General features: G+C 40.3%; 16 protein-coding genes. 10 read left to right on the top strand and 6 right to left on the bottom strand.

Translation table 11 applies throughout. From position 1 onward, the window contains the following. The first annotated feature begins 9 nt into the window (after positions 1 to 9). The 10 genes from ccoO to ttcA all read left to right on the top strand — a co-directional run bounded on the left by ccoO (position 10) and on the right by ttcA (position 8682). Positions 10 to 684: a cytochrome-c oxidase, cbb3-type subunit II gene (ccoO, locus tag I6E82_RS14930; RefSeq protein ID WP_010554062.1), complete on the top strand. Its 675-nt coding sequence runs from the start codon at positions 10 to 12 to the stop codon at positions 682 to 684. Between the two features lie 6 nt (positions 685 to 690). Beyond that, a complete protein-coding gene (locus I6E82_RS14925) occupies positions 691 to 876 on the top strand; it encodes a cbb3-type cytochrome oxidase subunit 3 (RefSeq protein WP_010554061.1) in 186 nt (61 codons plus the stop codon). Further along, positions 873 to 1907 (top strand): cytochrome-c oxidase, cbb3-type subunit III, encoded by a 1035-nt coding sequence (gene ccoP / locus I6E82_RS14920; RefSeq protein WP_024590464.1) that lies wholly within the window; start codon positions 873 to 875, stop codon positions 1905 to 1907. Before I6E82_RS14925 ends, ccoP begins: the two co-directional genes overlap by 4 nt. A 149-nt stretch (positions 1908 to 2056) precedes the next feature. Continuing rightward, the gene (locus tag I6E82_RS14915) at positions 2057 to 2548 is read left to right on the top strand and encodes a FixH family protein (RefSeq protein WP_010554059.1); all 492 of its coding nucleotides are present in this window, start codon (positions 2057 to 2059) and stop codon (positions 2546 to 2548) included. 8 nt (positions 2549 to 2556) lie between these two features. Continuing rightward, entirely contained in the window at positions 2557 to 4932 is a 2376-nt protein-coding gene (locus I6E82_RS14910; protein ID WP_101163973.1) for a heavy metal translocating P-type ATPase, read from the top strand. Next, positions 4929 to 5096 (top strand): cbb3-type cytochrome oxidase assembly protein CcoS, encoded by a 168-nt coding sequence (gene ccoS / locus I6E82_RS14905; RefSeq protein WP_002963071.1) that lies wholly within the window; start codon positions 4929 to 4931, stop codon positions 5094 to 5096. The genes I6E82_RS14910 and ccoS overlap by 4 nt, the downstream gene beginning before the upstream one ends. After that, a complete protein-coding gene (locus tag I6E82_RS14900; RefSeq protein WP_101216173.1) occupies positions 5089 to 5760 on the top strand; it encodes a sulfite exporter TauE/SafE family protein in 672 nt (223 codons plus the stop codon). The genes ccoS and I6E82_RS14900 overlap by 8 nt, the downstream gene beginning before the upstream one ends. A 69-nt stretch (positions 5761 to 5829) precedes the next feature. Then, on the top strand, positions 5830 to 6567 hold the full coding sequence (locus I6E82_RS14895; RefSeq protein WP_101216172.1) for an FNR family transcription factor: 738 nt from the start codon (positions 5830 to 5832) through the stop codon (positions 6565 to 6567). 103 nt (positions 6568 to 6670) lie between these two features. Continuing rightward, positions 6671 to 7597 (top strand): universal stress protein UspE, encoded by a 927-nt coding sequence (gene uspE, locus I6E82_RS14890; RefSeq protein ID WP_197118200.1) that lies wholly within the window; start codon positions 6671 to 6673, stop codon positions 7595 to 7597. Positions 7598 to 7767: 170 nt separating this feature from the next. Continuing rightward, a complete protein-coding gene (gene ttcA / locus I6E82_RS14885) occupies positions 7768 to 8682 on the top strand; it encodes a tRNA 2-thiocytidine(32) synthetase TtcA (protein ID WP_007585631.1) in 915 nt (304 codons plus the stop codon). A gap of 68 nt (positions 8683 to 8750) precedes the next feature. Here ttcA and I6E82_RS14880 read toward each other — a convergent pair whose 3' ends face one another. The 6 genes from I6E82_RS14880 to recC form a co-directional block, all read right to left on the bottom strand. Further along, on the bottom strand, positions 8751 to 9812 hold the full coding sequence (locus I6E82_RS14880) for a hypothetical protein (protein WP_165728836.1): 1062 nt from the start codon (positions 9810 to 9812) through the stop codon (positions 8751 to 8753). 55 nt (positions 9813 to 9867) lie between these two features. Continuing rightward, positions 9868 to 10938, bottom strand: a complete 1071-nt coding sequence (locus I6E82_RS14875) for a hypothetical protein (RefSeq protein WP_007585627.1) — start codon at positions 10936 to 10938, stop codon at positions 9868 to 9870. A gap of 610 nt (positions 10939 to 11548) precedes the next feature. Further along, the gene (locus I6E82_RS14870) at positions 11549 to 12874 is read right to left on the bottom strand and encodes a methyl-accepting chemotaxis protein (protein ID WP_007585625.1); all 1326 of its coding nucleotides are present in this window, start codon (positions 12872 to 12874) and stop codon (positions 11549 to 11551) included. A gap of 193 nt (positions 12875 to 13067) precedes the next feature. Further along, the gene (gene recD / locus I6E82_RS14865) at positions 13068 to 15122 is read right to left on the bottom strand and encodes an exodeoxyribonuclease V subunit alpha (RefSeq protein ID WP_197118199.1); all 2055 of its coding nucleotides are present in this window, start codon (positions 15120 to 15122) and stop codon (positions 13068 to 13070) included. Further along, the gene (recB, locus tag I6E82_RS14860; RefSeq protein ID WP_197118198.1) at positions 15119 to 18697 is read right to left on the bottom strand and encodes an exodeoxyribonuclease V subunit beta; all 3579 of its coding nucleotides are present in this window, start codon (positions 18695 to 18697) and stop codon (positions 15119 to 15121) included. Before recB ends, recD begins: the two co-directional genes overlap by 4 nt. Continuing rightward, complete coding sequence (gene recC, locus I6E82_RS14855) at positions 18684 to 21983, bottom strand: exodeoxyribonuclease V subunit gamma (protein ID WP_197118197.1); 3300 nt, start codon at positions 21981 to 21983, stop codon at positions 18684 to 18686. The genes recB and recC overlap by 14 nt, the downstream gene beginning before the upstream one ends. Positions 21984 to 21989 lie beyond the last annotated feature (6 nt).

The following is a 21989-nucleotide window of genomic DNA, read 5'->3' as shown; positions in this document are numbered from 1 at the left end:
AGTGAGATGATGAGCAAGAAAAATTCACAAAACAAACATGAAATAGTAGAAAAGAACGTTGGCCTTATGGCTATTCTGACTGTTTTTGCTATTAGCTTTGGCGCGTTAGTTGAGATCACTCCGCTAATGTTTCAAGACGATACAACTAAACCAGTGGAGGGTTTACGCCCTCTTAACGCTTTAGAAATGGAAGGCCGCGACCTTTACGTGCGTGAAGGTTGTTCTAACTGTCACTCACAAATGATTCGTCCTTTTCGTGATGAAGTTGAGCGTTATGGTCACTACTCTGTAGCAGGCGAATCAGTATGGGATCATCCGTTTTTATGGGGTTCTAAACGTACTGGTCCTGACTTGGCTCGTGTTGGTAAGCGCTACTCGGACGATTGGCATTATGCTCACTTAGTTGATCCACGTGCTGTGGTTCCTGAGTCAAACATGCCAGGCTTTCCTTGGTTAGCAGAGAATACGGTTGATACAAGCCTTACTCTGAAAAAACTACAACTTTTCCGTGATACTTTTGCTATTAACCCAGAAAACCCAAAACATCCGGGTTTAGGTTATGGCGATGATGCAGAGCTTCAAGCAGATGTTGATAAAGTTAATGCTATGAATGATGGCAAAGGCGCAACAGAAATCCAAGCTCTCATCGCGTATTTACAGCAACTTGGTACCCACTTGAAGTAAAAAATTATGGATTACGGAACATACAGAGGTATTTTGACTCTGGTAATTTTAGTATTGTTTATTGTGATTGTTGCATGGGCATATAGCAAGCGAAGCAAAACTCGTTTCGACAGCGCAGCTAATGCCATTTTTGAAGATGAAAAAAAACATGACAACACGCTCTCTAACGAGGAAAAGGAGTCTGAAAAATGACTAGCTTTTGGAGTATTTGGGTTATTGTATTAACCCTTGCATGCTTATGCATCATCTTTGGCTTATTAGTTTGGAACTTAAAAAACTATGCAGGCGTAGAAGAAGGTGAAAGCTGTGGACATGAATTTGACGGTATTGAAGAGCTAAATAATCCACTACCAAAATGGTGGACTTACATGTTTTTCGCAACTTTTGCTTGGTCGGTATATTACCTTGCAGCTTTCCCAGGTTTAGGTAACTGGGAAGGTTTTGGTAAATGGACTAGTTCTAATCAAGGTATTACGTCTTTAGCTGAATCTAAAAAAGCAGTTGCAGAGGCAAAAGCGGATGGTCGCTTTGTAAAACTTGATAAAGAGTACGAAGCTGCAGAAGAGCGCTTTGGTCCTATTTTTAATAAACTTGCACAAGTACCCGTTTTAGATTTAGTTAGTTCTAAATTTGAAGGTGATGCAGCGCAGCAAATAGCACTTGATAATGATAATAAACATGAGCAAACAGATGGCCAAGTCGCCATTGAAATTGGTCAGCGTTTATTCTCACAAAACTGCGCGCAATGCCATGGCTCTGATGCACGTGGTGGTACTGGCTTCCCTAACCTAACTGATAAAGATTGGTTATATGGCGGAACACCTGACAAAATTAAAGAAACACTTCTTTATGGTCGTATTGCAGCAATGCCAGCTTGGGGTCCTGCTCTTGGCGAACAAGGCGTTAAAGAAATGACAGCACATGTGCTGAGCCTTTCTGGGCGTACTGTTAACCAAAAAGACGCAGACGCAGGTGCCGCTAAGTTTGCAATGTGTGCCGCATGTCATGGTGCTGACGGTAAAGGGTCGGTTGCACATAACCTACCATTTGGCGCGCCTAACCTGACTGATAACATTTGGTTATATGGTGGTTCTCAACGTGCTGTTGAAGAAACTCTTAACCACGGCCGTGCCGGTGTAATGCCTGCATGGAAAGACATTTTAGGTGAAGATAAGATTCACTTATTAACTGCCTATGTTTACAGTTTATCGCAAGATAAATAAGCACGCGGTTAATAAAATGTTTATAAATTAATTTATTTAATTCAATAGATTAATCCAGATCAAAAAAGCCTCCACTGTGAGGCTTTTTTTTAGTCTTTTACGTATAATTCCTATAAAATAACGCTTCCTAAACTAATTTTAGAGACACTATGCAACCTACTCCGTGGTATAAAAATTTTTGGCCTTGGTTTTTAATCTTTTTTCCGTTAGTTGCCATTATTGGCTGTATTAGCTTATTTATTACGGCAATAGGTAACGGTCCAGATATGGTTGTTGACGACTACTACAAAAAAGGTAAAGCAATAAACTTAGAACTGACTAAGTTTGAAAAAGCAAAAGCACTTTATTTACATGGCGAATTGAATGTAACCAACGAGCGTGTAAGCTTTAAGTTTACAAAAGGCGACAGCAGTAACGTGCATGTATTAAAGCTCTCGTTTTACCATCGCACCATTAAAGCGCATGACTTTGAAGCAACACTTACTCCTAATGCCAATCAGGAATTTACTGCATTACTTAATGAGTATACACAAGGCGCCTACTCAGTATTTATTGAGCCAATAGATGGCAGTTGGAAAATGAAAGAAAATATAACGTTACCAACTGAACAAACCGTTTTAGTTACTCCTAATTATAAGTAGTAATAACTATGTCTAACTCTTGCTTTCATTGCCTTGAAAGTGTGCCAAACGGATTTAGCGCAAACGTTATAATTGACGATATTGCCCAGCCAATGTGTTGCATTGGCTGCCAAGCTGTTGCGCAAAATATTGTTGATCAAGGTATGACCGATTATTATAAATACCGAACGGTTCGTGCTGGAAAGGTCGAACAGCTGGTACCTGAGCAACTCGCATTTATAAAAAGTTATGACAACGAAGACATTCAAGACGAATTTATAGCCACTAGCGATAATATCTCAGAGGTATTATTAAGCGTTGAAGGTATAACCTGCGCCGCTTGTGCATGGCTTATCGAAAAACAACTCTTAAATTTAACCTCAGTTAAGCGTGTTGATGTAAATACATCTACCAACCGCGCGATGATTCAATGGGATAAAACCAGCACCCCGTTGAGTGAGGTTATTACTTCCTTAGCTAAAATTGGTTATAAAGCCTACCCATTTCAATCAGATATTGAAGCTAAGCAAAAACAACAAACTGCCAAAGCCTATATTCGCCGTTTAGGTGTTGCAGGCTTAATGACCATGCAAGTAATGATGTTTGCGTTCGCCATGTACTTTGGCATGTTTTCAGGCATGGACAGTAACTTTGAGCAGTATTTTAGATGGATCAGCTTGGTACTGGCCTCTCCGGTTATTTTATATAGCGCACTGCCCTTTTTAACCAATGCTATAAATGGCTTAAAAGCAAAACAGCTCAATATGGATTTACCCGTATCGCTGGCTATTTTTGGTGCGTTTGGCGCAAGTTGTTACGCCACATTTATGCAAGTCGGCGAAGTGTATTTTGAATCTGTGTGCATGTTTACCTTTTTACTTTTATTAGGTAAGTACCTTGAATTTAGAGCGCGTTTAAAAGCGAGCGAATTTACTGCCAACTTACAAAAATTATTGCCATTAACAGCCCGCACTATTAACGAAAGTGGCGAAGAGCTTATAATTGCAGCCAAAAAACTAAAACTTAATGACGTAGTACTTATTAAAGCCGGCGAAACAATTCCTGCCGATGGCGAGCTTATTAAAGGTAAAACTACGGTTGATGAATCAATGATGACGGGGGAACATCAACCCGTTACAAAGTTTATTGGCCATAATGTCTATGCCGGGTGCGTTAACCACGACGGCGTTATTGAAATAAAAATTAATAAAATTGGTCAAAATACACTTTTAAATCAAATTATACGCTTGCAACACAACGCATTAACCAAGCGCCCTAAACTGGTTGAAATTACAGATAAAGTTGCGCAATGGTTTATAGCGTGCCTGCTTATATTTGCTTCACTTACAGCTATTGGCTGGTATCAAATTGATCCTGAACACGCATTTTGGATCACTATTTCGGTTTTAGTTGCTACCTGCCCGTGTGCCCTGAGTTTAGCCATACCTACCGCGCTTACATGTGCGGTGGCAACGCTTACCCGCAAAGGCGTATTAATAAAACAAGCGCATGTGCTCGAAACGCTCTCACAAATTACTTTATTTGCATTTGATAAAACAGGCACACTTACGCAAGGTAAATTTAGCCTTGATGAAGTAGATATAATCGATAAACAATATACAAAAGCGCAAGTGCTAGATATGGCAGCCATGCTAGAACGTTATTCTGAGCACCCTATCGCCAGTGCATTTGATGAGTTTACGCCAGCTCACCGCAGTCTTAATAACGTTGAAGTACATCCAGGGCTGGGAATTAGCGCACAAGATGCAACTAATCATTACGCAATTGGTAAAAGTGGTTGGTTTAATAGCAAAAAATCGAATGCACAAGCGAGCTTGTATATAAATAAGCAAGTTGTTGCACGTTTTTACTTTGTTGATAAAGTGAAAAGCGATGCTAAAAAGCTTATAGACTCACTTCAATCGCAAAACTTAACGTGTCACATGTTAACCGGTGACGCGTCAGATGCTGGGCAAAAAGTAGCTAAGCAACTTAAACTTGAAAGTGTGCAATTTGGATGTTCTCCACAAGATAAACAAACCGCCGTTGAGCAATGGTCTTCACAAAACGAAGTGGTTGCAATGGTAGGTGATGGTGTAAACGACAGCCCGGTATTTGCCAGTGCGCACTTATCTATTGCTATGGAAACCGGTGCAGACATATCAAAAAATAGCGCCGATGTAGTGCTTCTTAATAGCGATTTAGCCTCCATTGGTCACTTACTTAATGTAGCAAAACAAACCAGACGTATTATTAAGCAAAATCTTGCGCTGTCTTTATTGTATAATGCTTCAATATTACCACTGGCAGCGTTGGGCTTAGTTGCTCCTTGGATGGCTGTTATTGGCATGTCTGCCAGCTCGATTATTGTGATTAGTAATTCACTAAGGCTATTAAAGTTATGAGCATAATTTACATTTTGATCCCTATCGCCATTTTGTTCGTCATTATTGCTATTGGTGTTTTCTTTTGGGCTGTAAAAAGCGAGCAGTTTTCAGATTTAAACAAGCAAGGTCATAGTATTTTGTTTGAAGATGACAAAGAGCAACATAACAAAAGTAATGATTGACCCTCTTTATACCAGCGCATTTTTAATGGGACTAATCGGTAGCGGTCATTGCATTGCTATGTGTGGTGGTATTGCAAGCTCATTACAACTGGCAAGTGACAAACGTAAAACATTTACCTATTCATTTGCTTATAATATTGGACGCGCACTGAGCTATATGGCTGCAGGCGCACTTGTTGCTGGTATTAGCAGCCAATTTGCAAGGCAAAACACCTCCTTCTCTTTAGTACTTTCGTTCATTGCAGCTATTTTTATGCTCCTCGTTGGCGTGTATATAATGCGCTTGGGCCCTACTTTGCAATGGTTAGAGAAAATTGGTAAAACCTTGGTGTGGCAACACATTGTTAAGCTAAATAAATATTTAATGCCTATTAACTCTCCTTTTAAAGCCTTAGGTTACGGTGCTTTGTGGGGCTGGCTGCCTTGTGGTTTAGTATATTCAGCGCTTACATGGGCGATGACTAGCCCAAGTGCGTTAGACGGTGCTTTAGTTATGTTTTGCTTTGCTTTGGGTACTTTTCCCGCGATGATCACATTAGGCGTTACCGCTCAAAAACTAAATACTATTATTAACCATCCATGGACCCGAATTGTATTAGGCAGTGTTATAATTTGGTACGGTATTTACTTATTGATTATTGCAACAGACAAGCTGGTACATTAATCTTCAGGACGTGTTAACCTCTAAATATTATTTTTGCAGCAATGTATAAAAATTTAAACGGATTAAATTATGGATTTCTCTCAAAGCCGCACTAAAGGTAATTGTGCTATTAGCTGTAATAACTGCAGTATTAGTCAATTGTGTTTGCCATTTTCACTTAATGGCCAAGAAATGGATAGACTTGACGAAATCATTGAGCGAAAAAAACCGCTACATAAAGGTGATTACCTATTCGAATCAGGTGCACCTTTACACGCTATTTATGCAGTTCGTTCTGGCTCATTCAAATCGTACACGTTATCGGAGCGAGGTGATGAGCAAATTACCGGCTTTCATTTAGCGGGCGACCTAGTTGGTTTTGACGCAATAAGTAAAATGACTCATCCTAGTTTTTCGCAAGCACTTGAAACGTCAATGGTGTGCGAAATCCCATTCGATACTCTTGATGAACTATCAGGAAAATTACCTAAACTTCGCCAACAAATAATGCGCTTAATGAGCAGTGAAATTACATACGATCAAGAAATGCTGCTATTACTCAATAAAAAATCAGCAGAGGAACGCTTAGCTAGTTTTATTTATAACTTGTCGGAGCGTTTTGGTGAGCGTGGTTTTTCGCGTAAAGAATTTAGATTTACAATGACTCGTGGCGAAATTGGTAATTACTTAGGTCTAACTGTAGAAACGATTAGTCGTTTATTAAGTCGTTTTCAAAAAGCTGACTTAATTAAAGTAGAGGGTAAATTTATTACAATTTTAGATAATGATGCCTTGGCTAAAACAGCGGCGATAGTTAAGCCTCGCTAAATTAAATAGTTTGATTTAGAACAACAATTTATATGCTACCCCTTTAACTGTTTTATATTTACGTTACACTAAATGTACACCCGTTAGGTAAATGGAGTAGCATATGAACACTATTAAACGCATTATTGCGGTTATTGACCCCACCAAAGATGATCAACACGGTTTAGCACGTTCAATAGATTTAGCTAAAAAATCTGGCGCAAGTATTACCGCCTTTATGACGGTTTACGACTTCTCTTACGAAATGACTACTATGCTATCTGGCGATGAACGCGAAGCAATGCGCGATGCAGTACTAAAAGATCGCCAGCTATGGCTAAACGATTTAGTTTCTCCTTACAAAGATATAAATATTGAAACCCAAGTGGTTTGGCATAATCGCCCTTACGAAGCCATAATAAACACTGTAATTGATAAAAAGTACGATTTAGTAATTAAAGGCACACATCAACATGGTGCACTTAAATCAGTTATTTTTACCCCTACGGATTGGCACTTAGTACGCAAATGCCCCGCTCCGGTATTATTTGTAAAAGAAATGGCATGGCCAGCAAACGGTAATATTTTAGCTGCAGTAAATGCAGTAAGTGAAAATGAAGAACATATAGCACTTAATAAACGCGTTATTAAAGACGCACAATTTTTATGTGAACTTGCCAACGCAAAACTTAATTTAGTTAATGCCTACCCTGCAACTCCTATTAATATTGCCATCGAAATTCCTGAGTTTAATCCAGGACTTTATAACGAATCAGTTAAAAAGCATCACCATGAATCAACTAATGCACTTGCTGCAGAGTTTAATTTAAACCCAGAGCAATGTTTTATTGAAGAAGGCCTGCCAGAGGATGTAATTCCCGCTGTAGCTAAGCGCCTTAAGAGCGAATTAGTTGTTATTGGCACTGTTGGCCGTACTGGCTTAAGTGCCGCTCTTGTAGGTAATACAGCAGAGCATGTAATTGATAGCCTAGACTGTGATGTACTGGCACTCAAACCCGATGGTTACGTTAGCCCTATGGCAAAGGATTAATTTTAAGCCTTATGTACAAGTTATAAGCGAGTTATTTTTACGTGTTAATAAGGCATGTTTAAATCAATTTTAATTACATCCTAAACTCGCATATTCAGGTGGTTTGGGTATAATACGCCCCTTTATTTTTAGCAAATAACTTTGCTGTATTGTTTTACTAGGGGGCGTAATTGTCACACTCAGATCAAGCTAAAGCTCAATTTAACTTAAATAAGCTGCAAAAGCGTTTACGTCGCCAAACTGGTCAAGCCGTTATGGACTTCAATATGATTGAAGAGGGTGACCGTATAATGGTATGCCTTTCTGGCGGCAAAGATAGCTACACAATGCTTGAAATGCTTCAACATTTAAAACGTGTAGCACCTATAAAGTTTGACCTAGTTGTTGTAAATCTTGATCAAAAACAACCTGATTTTCCTGAGCATGTTTTACCCCAGTATCTTGATAAATTAAATGTTGAATACAAAATTGTAGAAGAAGATACTTACAGTATTGTTACCGATATTATCCCTGAAGGTAAAACAACGTGTTCACTTTGCTCACGCTTACGTCGTGGTATTTTATACCGCACAGCAAAAGAGCTAGGCGCTACTAAAATAGCCCTTGGGCATCACCGTGACGACATGATTGAAACATTGTTTTTAAATATGTTTTACGGCGGAAAGCTAAAAAGTATGCCGGCTAAATTAATGAGTGATAACGGCGAGCATATGGTTATTCGCCCACTTGCATACTGTAAAGAAAGCGACATAAGCCAATACGCATTTGTACAAGGTTACCCTATCATTCCGTGTAACCTATGTGGCTCGCAAGAAAACTTACAGCGTAAACATACAAAAACAATGCTCGCTAAATGGGATGCGGAGCACCCAGGTCGTATTGAAAGCATTTTTACAGCAATGCAAAACATAGTGCCTTCACATTTAGCTGACGCCGACTTGTTTGATTTTAAAAACTTACAAACAGGTGAAGTAATTGATGGTGGCGATATAGCCCTTGATAAACCAGATATTCCTAAAGTGCCTGTTGCTAATGAGCTTGATGAACAAGAAGCGCCAAGTGTAGTTACTATAAATCTAAGCTAACAAATTTAAGGGGGTTGTATTTATGTACAACCCCCTTAAATTTACCAATTCAGCATTGCGTTCTATTTTTAACTCTCAGCTAAGCCTTGTAAAAATTCCAAACTTAACTTTTCTTGTGCATTAGCCTGATATGGTAATTGCTGCAAGCTATCGTACGAAAAATCGTTAATATCAAAATGACTTATTTCACTATTCCCAAAGCTGTTTCGCTCACCTGGGCTTGGCGACATTCTCTCAATAACAAAGTCGCTTAAGCGCATATCTGTAATGCCTTGTGGTAATACCGACCAGTGGGCTTTCAAATTAAGTGTTTGGCTTCCTTGTGCTAACCGCTCTTTAGATACTAAATGAGCAAGTGGTGTATCGCCACTGTATAAATTAGCCCTAACACGATACAAACCACTTTTTACTACCGCTATGTTAGCTGGCAAAATCATGTTTTCGTTTTGTGCATAAGCAGTTTCAAAACCTGTTAAAGTTGCACTAGGCGGCATATATTGAATTTGTGCAACTACGGGAACTTTTTTACCGGCAACATCACCCTCTACAAACACTTGTAAGCTACGAGGGTAATCTTCATCCTCTTCAAATGTTATAATTGCTTCACCGTCACGCGCATTGCCTGTATGGGTATTTAACACTTCTTTTGTATCTGTATTTGCAAGCTCAACGACCACTTTTCCAAGCCCTTGAGCGCTTATCTTTATTGTTATTTCTTCTGGGTATACAAAACGATATTGCTTAAGACTTAACGTTAAAGCATCGCCACTTTCATCAATAGGGCTCGATACCGGGTAGAATTGATTTGGCTTTAATCGATCTTCATCTAATGGACTCAATGGCTGAGAATAAGGAGGAAATTTAAGTGCACTTTCATATTGCATAACCACTTGCTGCGCTGCTTTTGTTAAGTCTTCATTAAACGCGATTTGTTTTTTTGATTGTGTTTTTTTTGCTGTAGGTACATCTATAGGAATCACTTTTACTGGCGATAAATCAGCTACGCTCGCACTGTGTTTAACCTGAGGTGTTATTGGCTCAGCAACTTTATGAGCATCATTTTTACCTGTAAACCATAGCGAGAATAAAATAGTGCTAATAATTAAAGCAACGACATAAAATTTTTTCATTTTTATATTTCAATCTTTTATAAGGCGTATAGTTTTTAACTACACGCCTTGTATGTTATGGAATCACATTATAAATAAGTGCTGATGCGCTTAAATTATTTGAATCCTTAATATAACGATATTGTTTTTTCCAAAACCAACTACCTGTAGTTTTATCAAACGTATTAAAACCTACAGTGTCACCTTCCACATTTACGTTATTCATGGCTATTGTTACATTACCTTTTCGCTGCGCGTTATGTATTTCGTTATGGCTATAACTGTCACTCATCATCATTGGATAATGGTTTGGCATAAAGCTACTTACTGCATCACCTTGCGATTTTAAATGGCCATTTGTATCAATACTGCTGCTACAACTTCCAAACGAGCCAGCCGAACTGGCACCACATGAAGAGTGCGATGCAACAACCGAATCATCATTGCCTTTTAAAAAACCACCCGTTAAACCCAAATATGCATTTCCATCGGCAACAAAGCGTAAACGTGGCGTACGTGCATCTGGGAATGGTGAAATTTTACGTGCATTGTTTACTTTTAAATCGTGTAATACACCAACAGCTTCGGTTACATCACTTCCTAGCCACCATTTGAGTGCAGCATCGACCGCAAAGTTCCATGATGCGCCAGTTAAAGCACTAACAGCTACGTCAGCCAGCTCACTTCCACCACCCGCGCCTGCTAAATCAAACGTAGCAACAATATTAAGCGGCTCTAAGCCTTCGTTTTCTAACCAGTTTTCTTGATTATCAATAATATGGCGTGCAACTAAGTCTCCTGTTGAATGTGTTACAAATACACAGCCATCACTGCATAAATTAGAGCGTGAAATTTGCTTTAGCTTTGGCCACACCCAATCGGTAGCAATTTTACCTTCAATACGTTCATAAGCAGGCCAATCAATTCGCTCATCTGCACGATTATTCCAGTACGATTGCCAATATGTTTCACCATCATTGATTACATCACTACCCGACTTATTTGTTATTTGCGAAGTTTGTAACCCATGAATTAATATAATTTTGTAGTCTTTACTCGCTGCAGAAAAGCTCATTAACATAGCTAACCCCGCACCAATTAGGTGGCTTGGCTTAATTAATTTGTGTGTGCGCTTTGTGTTGTTCATACAATTCCTTAATGTTGTGTACTTAATATTTTATTATCATTTAAGGTATTCATGTTGGTTTACATAAGCTTGTCAGCTTAGGTGTTCACTAGGGTCTGTTGTTCTTTGCGGATTAAAATTTGTTCAAACTAGAGGCTATTTAATCACGGCGCGAGATTTGTAACCTAGTGGGCTCGGTAACTGCTCCTGCGTTACTCTACTGGCTTACATCCATGTAAGAATAAGTAAAAAACGAGCAACAAAGAGTAAATAGCCTCTAGGAAGTACCCTTTGGGCAGCGTCTGTTTGGCATTAATGCTACGTTATCGCCTATTTATGGGGAACAACCACACTACTTAGGCTCTGCCTTGCCTAAATACCAAACAGACTGCTGCAAATTTAACCTTGAAAGATCAACAGACTCTAGTATTAGGAACAACGAACAAAAATGCAACAACTTATTATCATTTAGGGAAGAGAAGAAACTTATTTCATACCGATTAATGAGTTAATAGAGGTATAGTTGTTATATTTGAAATTATTAGATGGGTTTCAAGGGGTATATTGAGGGTAGTAAGATTAAAGCGGATACCATTGAAAGTGCCCGCTTTAGAATAAGGACGAAGCTAATCTAACCGTTAGCTTTAAGTTCACTGGTAAATTGCCCAATCGCATTTACAACTTCTTGTGCACCTTGTTGGATCTCTTGCATCACTTCACCAGATTCTTTAGATAACGCCAAGCCTTGCTCTGCCTTCTCTTTACCTTTTTCTATTACAGCCACCGTATTTTGGGTTTGTGATTGGTTGCGCTGTACAACTTCTACAATTTCTTCTGTTGCTTTTGAGGTACGCGATGCAAGCAATCGCACTTCATCTGCAACCACAGCAAAGCCTCGCCCCTGCTCGCCAGCTCTTGCCGCTTCAATTGCGGCATTTAATGCTAATAAATTTGTTTGCTCAGCAATACTACTAATGCTTTGTACAATACTCGATATTTGTTGCGACTGCTGATCAAGCGCTGAAATTTCATTTGCAGCTTGCTCCATGTTAATAGCCAGCTCAGTCATTACTGCGACTGTATCTTGTATAACGCTCGCGCCTTGCTCTGCTTTTTTATCAGTTTGGGTTGAGGTGCTATAAGCAATTTCGGCAGCTTGTGATATCGCAATTTCTTGATTTACTTGGTCAGTGATAACAGTTGCAAACTTCATCACTTTATAAAGCTCATTCGCGTCATTTGAGATTGGGTTATACGACGCTTCTAGCCAAACAATGTTGCCATGTTTATCTACGCGCTTAAAACGCTCAGCAATAAACTTACCTTCTCTTAATTTAGCCCAAAATTGCAGATACTCTTGGGAGTTATACTCTGAAGCCTCACAAAACGTACGGTGATGTTTACCTAGTATTTCACTTTCTTGATAACCCATTGCAGCTAAAAACTGATCATTTGCTTTTAAGACATGGCCTTCTAAATCAAATTCAATTACCGCCATAGAGCGATATATCGCTTTAATAGTATCGCTTTGCTCGCGAGAAGCCGTAATTGTTTTTGTAAGTACACTTCCGAATATAGAAAAATAGAGCAACTGATCTTGCTCCCCTTTTACTGGATGTACTATTAAACGTAACCATTCAGCTTTACCATCGCTGCGCATAACTTGCAATGCACCGCCCCAATGCCCTTCTTTTTTAATAGCTTGCTGTAGGCTTTTAAATTCTGAAGATTGACGAGACGAATCTGTAATAAAATCGTCAAAAGAATTATTAGTTAGATCATCTTCACTGTAGCCTAGGTTTTCTAAAAACTTATCATTGGCGTGCGAAATTCGGCCATCATAAAGAATGTTTAGTACTAACATCTCTCGGTAAAGCCCTTCCCACACTTGTTGTAATGGGTAAAGTTCAGCTTTTAGAGAAGCTATTTCGTTTTGTTTATTTTTAGAAAAAAACATTAATATCCCTACTAATACATTCGATATGAAATGAAATTAATTTTATTATAGAAGATATTATTTATAACGCGATAAATAATAAGAGCTTTAATTACTAGATTCAGAAAGTTTTAAAATAGCCAATACATAAACACTGGTATCTACAAATATGTGGATACATCAATAAAATAACTTCTATGTCCCAGCAGAACCTTTAATTCTCAAACTTTAATCTTTCATACAATCCAGACGCTCTCGATACGCTTTTATTCATTGCTAATTGCAGTACTTTTTTGTCAGCCACCAGCTCAAACTTATTTTTAGCGCGGGTTATTCCCGTATACACTAATTGCCTGTTAATACCCATGCGCGCTTGTTTTAGCGGTGGCAGTACCATGACTGTGTAACTAAACTCTGAGCCTTGTGATTTATGAATAGTCATTACATAGACTTTATCGTGTGCAGGGAGTCGTGCAGGTGAAAATGCTCGTTGATTACCTTGCTCGTCAATAAATATGGCTTTGAGCTGCCCACTTTCATCGGGCATTAAAATACCAATATCACCGTTAAATAACTTAAGCTGGTAATCGTTTTGGCTCACCATAATAGGCATACCCGTGTAGTGGTGAGTATTAGGACTTACGGTAATTAAACCTTGCTGTTGCAACACGCGCTCTATTCGTTGATTTAAGCTATGAACGCCGTAATCGCCCTCTCGTACCGCAGCTAAAAGCTGATAACTAGCAAAAGCAGTATGCACCTGTGCAACATCTGCACCTTGGGCAATTAAGTTAAGGTATTTTGCATAATGACTTGCTGCACTTTTAACGAGCTTTTCAATCGGTTTTGCTACAAAGTCGTAATCTAAAATTACATCGTTAAAACGCCCTTCACTACTTTCTTGCTCTACGTAATTTAAAATACCGGTGTTATTGGTGTTTACCGCAAGTGCTAGTTGACCAATACCGCTTTGTGCGTCAAATCGATAACTGTGCTGTAAAAAGGCAATGCAATCTGCAAGTTTAAATTCACTCACGCTTTGCGCTACGAGTTTAGGTTTATTATTAAAACATAAACTATTTAGCTCATCACAACGTGCTTGCGAGTAGCTTGGCGTTTGCCCAAGTGTTAAACCTTGGCATAAATCGCTCATTACACTGCCGGTATCTACCGAGGCAAGCTGATCTTTGTCACCTAGGAGTATTAATCGCGCGTGCGCGGGCAGTGCTTCTATTAATTTAGCCATCAGCGATAAATCGACCATACTGGCTTCATCAATAATTAGTACATCTAAATGCAGCGGATTGCTTTTGTTATGCCTAAATTTATTAGTAAACGGTTTTACACCCAATAAACGATGAATAGTTTGAGCGCTTTGCGGTATCAACGTTTTTATATCATCAGGAATCGTTGTGAGCTTATTTTTGGCACCTAAAATAGATTCACTTAAACGTGCAGCTGCTTTACCAGTGGGTGCCACCAGCTTAATGCTAAGCGGCGCGGTTTTATAAAGCGACTGCAAAATAGCCAGCAACTTAGTCACTGTGGTAGTTTTACCTGTACCTGGGCCACCCGTGATCACACTAAATCCTTTGGTGGCGGCAATCGCGCACGCCACTTTTTGCCAATCAGTTTCAATTGTTGAATCAGCAGGAAAATAGGTATTTAAAAGTTCTGCCAATATTTCATTATTAATATTGAGCTTTCGCTCGCTCATGCTTAATAATCTATCCGCGAGTGTTTGCTCATAACCGGCAAGGCGCGCAAAATAAAGTCGCTCGTTAAATAATTGTAGTGGTTTACTCTCGCCTACGCTTTCATGGTTTTGTAAATAACTAAGCGCTGTGTGTACATTAAAATTATCACTAAACGGGCTTAGCGTACTGGGTACATTTCCATCGAGTTTATTAAAGTCGCTTTTGCGCAAGTTAAAAGGATTACTCCAATCAACTTCATTTAAGGTTAGGCAGCTATGCTGGCTTTGCTGCGATAAGCACAGCAATAAAATAATATAAAATAGTTCATTGTGAGTTTGCTCAATGTCATTAGCACACAGTAATTCTGCGAGTTTAACATCAACTACACGTAGTCGGTTCTGCGCTAATAAATACTCAAGTAACGGCACTTCGGTAATAGCATTGTTTAACACAATGTCCTCTAATGAGGCATCTTGTGCTACATTTTTTGAAGTAAGAGGCTCTGCTGCTTCATTATTAAGTGTCTCGTCTATATCGTCAAACAAGCCAGGTTGCTCATTTAAATCGCTCATAGCATGGCTCCTTGGCTAAATAAGCCATCTAAAATAATCACTTGTTCTTCAGTTAGCTTTTTAAAGTACACGCCTTGCCCTGCCGGCATTCCACGTAAAAAAGTATAATACACACCGCCTAAATGGGTTTCTATTGAGTAATCAGCTATACGTTGTTTTAATAAACGATGCAGCGCTACCGTGTAGATTAAATACTGTAAATGATACTGATGACTGCTCATTGCTTGCTCAAGCATATCGCCTTCGTAATCAGCTGGCGTACTGCCTAAATAATTAGACTTATAATCTAAAATATAATACTTGCCTTGGTAGCAAAATATTAAATCGACAAAGCCTTTTAACAAGCCTTTTACTTGTGAAAATTCAAGCTTACTTTGCGTAAAGCCAAAATGTTTAACCAGCATTTCGTTTAGCTTAGGTGCACTTAAGCTCTCAAGGGGTAAATTAAACTCCATTTCGACTAGGCAATCATTGGGTGTAAGCACACCCAATGAAAGAAGGCTGTTTTCTAGAGAGCTTTTATCTAGGGGGCACGCAAGAACATCAAGCACCCATTTTTCGGCCACTTCTCGCCATTGCTCACCTATGTGATACTTTTCAAGGCTGCGCTTAACTACCTCAGATAAGTTTTGCTCGGTATTAGTTGGGTGAACTATTGGGCTAATAAAATCTATTTGTTCAAATATTTCGTGCAAACAGCTACCCGGCTTTGGTCCTTTAGGAAAACTATAAGGTGACGGTAGTTCGTCCTCTTGCACTGCAAACTCGTCTTTTTCGTGATCTTCATCACTTCGCCCTGGGGCTAATTGGTCGCTGTGCTTTTTAAAGCTCAACGCACTAAAGCTGGTTGCTCGCCAGTTACGCTCAATATTTGCCGTTACTCTATTAACACTTAATGTTTGCTGCGCAATTTCACTATTACTAAAACAAAGCGTGCCCTGCTCTAATAACGTTTGTGAGGTAAATTGCTGATAGCTCATCGCGCTATTAGCGTCGCAAAACTCACTTAAATGCGTGCGCCATGTTTGGCTACTAGCAAGTTCAAGCCCTGCAAATAACACATGCCCTAGTGCACTACTTTGCATAGCTAAGCGGCTACTTTGCCCTTGCCCAATGTTGTAAACACCAAGCGCACAAAAATGCACAGCGCGAGTAAGGGCTACATACAGCAGGCGTAAATCTTCAGCTAGGCGCTCTTGCTCTGCTTTTTGCAGGGCATCTTCGTCTTTACTTAAATCGTAAATTAGCTTGCCATTATTGTGATAAAGCGCTTCTTTAGTTTCGCGATAGCCACTGGCAAACGGCATAAATACCAGAGGGTATTCAAGCCCTTTTGAGGCATGCATAGTGACAATTTTAACTAAGTTGGCGTCACTTTCTAGGCGCACTTGTACTGTTTCGCCGTCTTGTTGGCTTACCTTTTGTGCAAACCAGCGCAGCAAACGCAGCGTGCCTTCAAGCTCTATTTGTTTTTGCTGAAGTATTTCGCCCAAATGCCTAAAGTCAGTCAGCCAACGCTCAACGTTATATCCCAATCCTTGCCATTTAGCGCTAAGCTGGTTATGGCCCATTAAGCGCTCAAGCATGGCCATAGCGCCTTGCTTGTTCCAAATGTGGCTGAGCTGTGCAAAAAAGTTTAAATGCTCTTGCCATTTATTTTCATCATCAGCGAGTGCGTGTATTTCGTTATAACTTAAACAAAATAGTGGTCCGGCTAAAACACCGCGCAGCAATGACTCGTCATATTGACCATGCAGCGCTGTTAAAAAGTTAAGTAGGTGATGGCTAAGCTCTTGGCTAAAAACGCTCTCGCGCGATAAATACACGCTGGCTATTTTGGCATCATCTAGCGCTTTTTTCATTATTTGCGCTTCAACACGGTCGCGCACTAATATACAAATATCGGCAGCGCTTACAGGGATACTGCCAATACACGCGTCCCCCTGTTTTGCTTTTTCAAGCAAAGTTACTATTTTATTCGCAAAGTGAGTGGCTAAATGCGCTTGCCCTACACCTTTGTTGGTTGGTTTGTTTTTTTCGTCTGCGGCTTCATCCACAAATACATTAAATTCGAATGCGGTAGCGGGTTTGCCATCAATTAAAAAAGAGTCATCCGCTTTTTTGCCTTTGGCAGCTACTGCGTTAAACGGTATGGCGTCGTTATAAATAAAGCTGTTAGCGTGTTTGCCAAATAAACTATTAACGCTATTTACTATATCGGTGCTTGAGCGAAAGTTAGTCCCCAGCGTAAATTGCTGATCAATCTGTACAGCTTCTTTTGCGCCAATGTACGTAAAAATATCTGCGCCCCTAAAGCCATAAATAGCCTGTTTAGGGTCGCCTATCATGGCAAGCGTAGTATTTTGTTGCCCATAAATTTTACTAAAAATACCGTACTGAATCGGATCGGTATCTTGGAATTCATCAATCATGGCAACCGGAAACAACTGCGCAATTTTTTGCGCCAGTACGTCGCCTTGCTCGTTATTAAGCGCACTGTGTAAATTGGTCAATAAGTCATCTGGGGTGATCACGCTTTGCTCTTGTTTACGCTTAACTATTGCGGCTTTTACCCAGCGTGCTGCATGTTGTACAACCGCTATTTTAAGCCCTTGGTTTATGGTGTTGTTAAGGGCGGCAAGCTCGTCAAATTGACTCAGTAATGGATGCACAAATAATGGCTGATTTTTTTTATAATTGCTCACATCGCTTAGGTTTTCTGTACTCCACACTTCAAACGAATACTTGCTAGTGCCAAATTCAAAAAACAAATCGCCGCCTAAACAAAATGCCTCAAGCGCACTAAGGCTGCCTTTTCGTGCTGGCGTTTTAGACCCGCTTAAACCCGAGTCTTTAATAGCACCTATAAACTCTTGCTCTAACACCGCTTTTTTAAATACAGGTACACGGATTATGTACTCGTCACGCGCCTTCCATACATCATCTAAATTTATTTGTGGCGTAATGTGCGCATTGGCTTTATTTAAAATGCTCGCCACTTGAGCGAATAAAGCCTCTGGTGCGGCAAATACATCTAAAATAGCATCGGTGCGTTCTTTGTTAAGTGGGTATACAAACGCACGCCAAAAATCTTTAATGGTTTCGAGTAATATGTCGCGCTCATCTAAAATAAATTCTAGATTAAACGCCACTCCCGACTCAAACGCATGTTGTTTTAGCATCCGCTGACAAAAGCCATGAATAGTAAAAATAGCCGCTTCGTCCATTGATTTAGCAGCTGCATCGAGTAAATCAAAGGCGCGGTGCTTATCATCAATTTTGGCAATTACGCCTTCAATGAGTTCGTCGTTTGGGTCTTGCCCAAGCAATGCGTCGCGCGCAGCAATAATTCGGCTGCGTACGCGGTCTTTAATTTCTTGGGTGGCAGCGTCGGTAAAGGTTACTACCAAAATTTGCTCAACACTGAGCGGCGTATTTAACTCACCTTCTATTTGCATGCCTAATAAGTAGCGTAAATACAGCCCCGTAATCGTATAGGTTTTGCCGGTACCCGCACTGGCTTCTATTAAACTTTGACCAATGAGCGGCATAGTAAGAGGATTAAGCGCTTGCATGGCCACTCTCCTTTGCATGTTTAAATAAAGGCGTGAGCAATTTATCACTCCATTTTATAAATTCTTCTTGGCAATCGTTTAGCGATTGCACCGTTAAGCGAATATACGGATTTTCGCCCTCGCCTCGCCCTATGTATTGCGGGCTAAATTTGCTCATTGCTTTTGTTATATCGCCGCCGCTTTTAACGTACTCATAACCACTTACCGGAAAAAACGGCACAGGCTCTGCGCGCAGCGCTTTGTATAACTCAAACCAATCGGCTAATAGTGCATCGGCATCGGCTTTGCTTATGGGCGCAAAGGTAATTTGCTTATCAAGCCCAAGTAACAATGTTTCTACTTGTTGATCCATACTTTGCGCTGCAAGGTGATAAATAAAGCCTTTAATTAAATCTTTCGCTTTAATACTGGCGCTGCGATAAAACACTTGTTTTTGCAAATAAACATGATTTAGCCAGCCCTCTATTTTGGTGCCTTCAATGGTAAGCAAAACTTCTATCGGCTCACTTTTCCCGCCTTTAATGTGCTCTTTTACTTGCCCTGCAAGCGCGTCAACTCGGTGCTCCATACTTTCAAATATGAGGCTGCCTACATTGGCTTGAGGTAACTCACCCCGCTGCAGTATTTGCTCGGTACTCAGTGGTTGCTCGTTTATATTGGCTTTAAGTATTTCATCAAGGTAAAAATAACGGCGCAGTGCATCTAGGCTAAATGGTTCTTCGTCTTTTGCTACTTCGTTAAATTGTGGCAGGCGTAAACCTAATGTTTGCTGATAAAAGCTCTCTTGTGCGCTGCACACACTTCTAATAAACACATCGAGATCTTGCTGCTCTGGCACAGTCACATCAAGTGCAATAACTGGCTCTGGTTTAATTGACTCACTTGGCAGCCAAATTGGGTTGTAACTGTGGTTACTCAGCACAGTATTAGCTTGCTCATCGGCTAAATAATAATGGCTATTAAAGGGCTGTAAATGCTGCTGATTGATTAGACATGCGGGCAGCGTTTTTTCACTCTTTTCGTTTAATACAAAACTACGGCCAATATATTCTAACAGCTCACTTACAAGCGTTGATGGCATGCGCGGTTGGTTATCAAAACACGAGCGACCAATGTAACTCATGTATAAGTTGTCGCGGGCACTCAGTAGCGCTTCTAAAAATAAGTAGCGATCATCTAATTTACGTGATCGGTCACCTTTTTGCTTTTTAGAATAAGGCACTAAGTCAAAACCAATGGGTTGTACGTTACGCGGGTAGTCAGCATCGTTTAAGCCCAGCATGCATACCACTTTAAATGGTACGGCGCGCATGGGCATAAGCGTACAAAAGTTTACTTGCCCAACCAAAAACCGCTGCCCTACGCCTTTTTCTTGAATGCCTTGTTTAACTAAGTAACTAACAATACGCTGCGAAACCGCCTTGCTGTAATCGCCGTTTTCGTGGTGTTTTTGTAACTCTTCGAGCACGTTTTGAAGTACTAATAAATCCCAGCTGTCGTCGCTTTCACTTTCGTATATAGCGTTTAGTAGCTCGCTTAAAATATGCGCTTTATTAGTGAGCGTATCATCAGGCGTTAACTGCTCTTTAAAGCTTTGCAGTACATCAATAAAGTGCACGAGCTTGTTGAGTGTATCGAGCGCCATACCTTCGACTTCATCAGCGCTGTAAATACCGTTAAACGGGCATTGTTCGTCGCGCATGGCAATGCCAAGCAGTAAACGGTTGAGCCCATGTTGCCAGGTATTTAAATCGATAGCGGGTAAATCAAAGCTGCTTTTATGCGCTGCGTTTATACCCCATTTAACGCCTACACGTTCAAGCCAGTATTGAATTTGCTCGTATTCGTGCGCTTCAAGCCCAAATTTTTCGGCTATTTGCGTAACTTGTAATAAATCGAGAATATCCGACACACCAAAGCGCGAAAACGGTAAGTTAGCTAAACTCGCAAATGAGCTAAGGACGGGCTTTTCTTGCTCTATGGCTAAATCGGCCAATGCGTAAGGAATAAAGCGGCTGCCTTGTGCCCCGCCAAATACGGCTTCAATGTAAGGGCTGTAAGTACCTACATCGGGCATCATGACAATTATGTCTTTGGGGGTAAGCGCTGGGTTTTGATTAAATAAGTTAAGTAAGTAGTCGTGCAAGCGCTCAACTTCTCTGAGCGGAGTATGGCAATCGCTGAGCGTAATACTGGTGTCGGTTGCGCTGATTGGCAATTTACCTTCGTCGTTTATAAACCACTCTTTGTTATCGGTCAGCGATTCGCCTTTAAACGCAAGCTGATAAATCTCGCTTTGTACTTGCCCTAGTAAGGTGTCGTCAAACGCATCAATAAAACCATCAATCCAACGGGCATCTAGCTGTACAAGTTGTTCGAAATAGTCGCGACCTAATTTACCCCACGACGATAACAAAGGATTACCAATAAAGTAGTATTCTTCATCTGGATTGGTTTGTTTTTTTTGTTGTGCTTCCACCAGCGGCATTTTGGCGTATTTAGCACTTATTTTTGCCGCTGTTTTTTCATCTATAATATCGCCCCAGTAATGCTCACTTGGGTTAAAAAAGAATAATATAACCTCGGTTTTTTTACTCAGCGCTTCAAACACCTCAAGCTGGGAACTGGCAATCGCCGATATACCAAATAAACTAATGCGTTGTGGCAGTAAGCTATTATCCATAGTCTCAAGTGCTTTAAGTAACTGATCTTGCATATTAGCGCGATGAAATTGGCTTTGCCCAAGGTCTTGGCTTAGTTTTACAATGCGTCGCCATAAGTCAGGTTGCCATGGGGCAATGGCTACATCTACGTCATCAAGGTCATCTTTGCCGCTATCCCATGTGGCTATCCAGTGCGGTCGGTACATTAAATATTGGTCGTACACATCGGCTATTTTTTCGCACAGCGCAAAGGTTTTTTGCCCGTCGATATCGCCCTCTAAATAAGTTTTTAGCGGCAAATATAATGGCTCGTCAATACAGGTTGGTAAAATTGCGAACAGCTTCCAAGCAAGGTTGGGCTTATTAAATGCCGACTCTTTAGGGACATTTGGCAGTAATTGCTGATACAACTGCCAAATAAAGCTCGACGGCAGCGGAAAATCTACCTGCGCCGCAACCCCTAAGTTTTCGCTCAAACCTATTTTTAACCACTGCGACATACCCGGCGATTGCACTAGCACTACTTCTTTGTCGAACGGGCTTTGCAATGGGTTTACTTTTAACAGCTGGTGGAACTGCGCTTGCAGGGCTTCCATCCGGTTTGATTGAATAATATTTAGCATATAACA

The organism is Pseudoalteromonas sp. NZS11, assembly GCF_015864765.1.
Lineage (GTDB): Bacteria > Pseudomonadota > Gammaproteobacteria > Enterobacterales > Alteromonadaceae > Pseudoalteromonas > Pseudoalteromonas arctica.
The sequence above is the reverse complement of the archived record's forward strand: the minus strand, read 5'-3'. Positions and strand labels throughout refer to the sequence as shown.

Excerpts from the sequence above, each read along its gene's own strand:
- I6E82_RS14925 (WP_010554061.1), top strand. The coding sequence starts at position 691 with ATGGATTACGGAACATACAGAGGTATTTTGACTCTGGTAATTTTAGTA.
- recC (WP_197118197.1), bottom strand. The coding sequence starts at position 21,983 with ATGCTAAATATTATTCAATCAAACCGGATGGAAGCCCTGCAAGCGCAG.
- recB (WP_197118198.1), bottom strand. The coding sequence starts at position 18,697 with ATGCAAGCGCTTAATCCTCTTACTATGCCGCTCATTGGTCAAAGTTTA.
- I6E82_RS14895 (WP_101216172.1), top strand. The coding sequence starts at position 5,830 with ATGGATTTCTCTCAAAGCCGCACTAAAGGTAATTGTGCTATTAGCTGT.
- I6E82_RS14915 (WP_010554059.1), top strand. The coding sequence starts at position 2,057 with ATGCAACCTACTCCGTGGTATAAAAATTTTTGGCCTTGGTTTTTAATC.
- recD (WP_197118199.1), bottom strand. The coding sequence starts at position 15,122 with ATGAGCGATTTAAATGAGCAACCTGGCTTGTTTGACGATATAGACGAG.
- ccoO (WP_010554062.1), top strand. The coding sequence starts at position 10 with ATGAGCAAGAAAAATTCACAAAACAAACATGAAATAGTAGAAAAGAAC.
- uspE (WP_197118200.1), top strand. The coding sequence starts at position 6,671 with ATGAACACTATTAAACGCATTATTGCGGTTATTGACCCCACCAAAGAT.
- I6E82_RS14900 (WP_101216173.1), top strand. The coding sequence starts at position 5,089 with ATGATTGACCCTCTTTATACCAGCGCATTTTTAATGGGACTAATCGGT.
- I6E82_RS14910 (WP_101163973.1), top strand. The coding sequence starts at position 2,557 with ATGTCTAACTCTTGCTTTCATTGCCTTGAAAGTGTGCCAAACGGATTT.
- I6E82_RS14880 (WP_165728836.1), bottom strand. The coding sequence starts at position 9,812 with ATGAAAAAATTTTATGTCGTTGCTTTAATTATTAGCACTATTTTATTC.
- I6E82_RS14875 (WP_007585627.1), bottom strand. The coding sequence starts at position 10,938 with ATGAACAACACAAAGCGCACACACAAATTAATTAAGCCAAGCCACCTA.
- I6E82_RS14870 (WP_007585625.1), bottom strand. The coding sequence starts at position 12,874 with ATGTTTTTTTCTAAAAATAAACAAAACGAAATAGCTTCTCTAAAAGCT.
- ccoS (WP_002963071.1), top strand. The coding sequence starts at position 4,929 with ATGAGCATAATTTACATTTTGATCCCTATCGCCATTTTGTTCGTCATT.
- ccoP (WP_024590464.1), top strand. The coding sequence starts at position 873 with ATGACTAGCTTTTGGAGTATTTGGGTTATTGTATTAACCCTTGCATGC.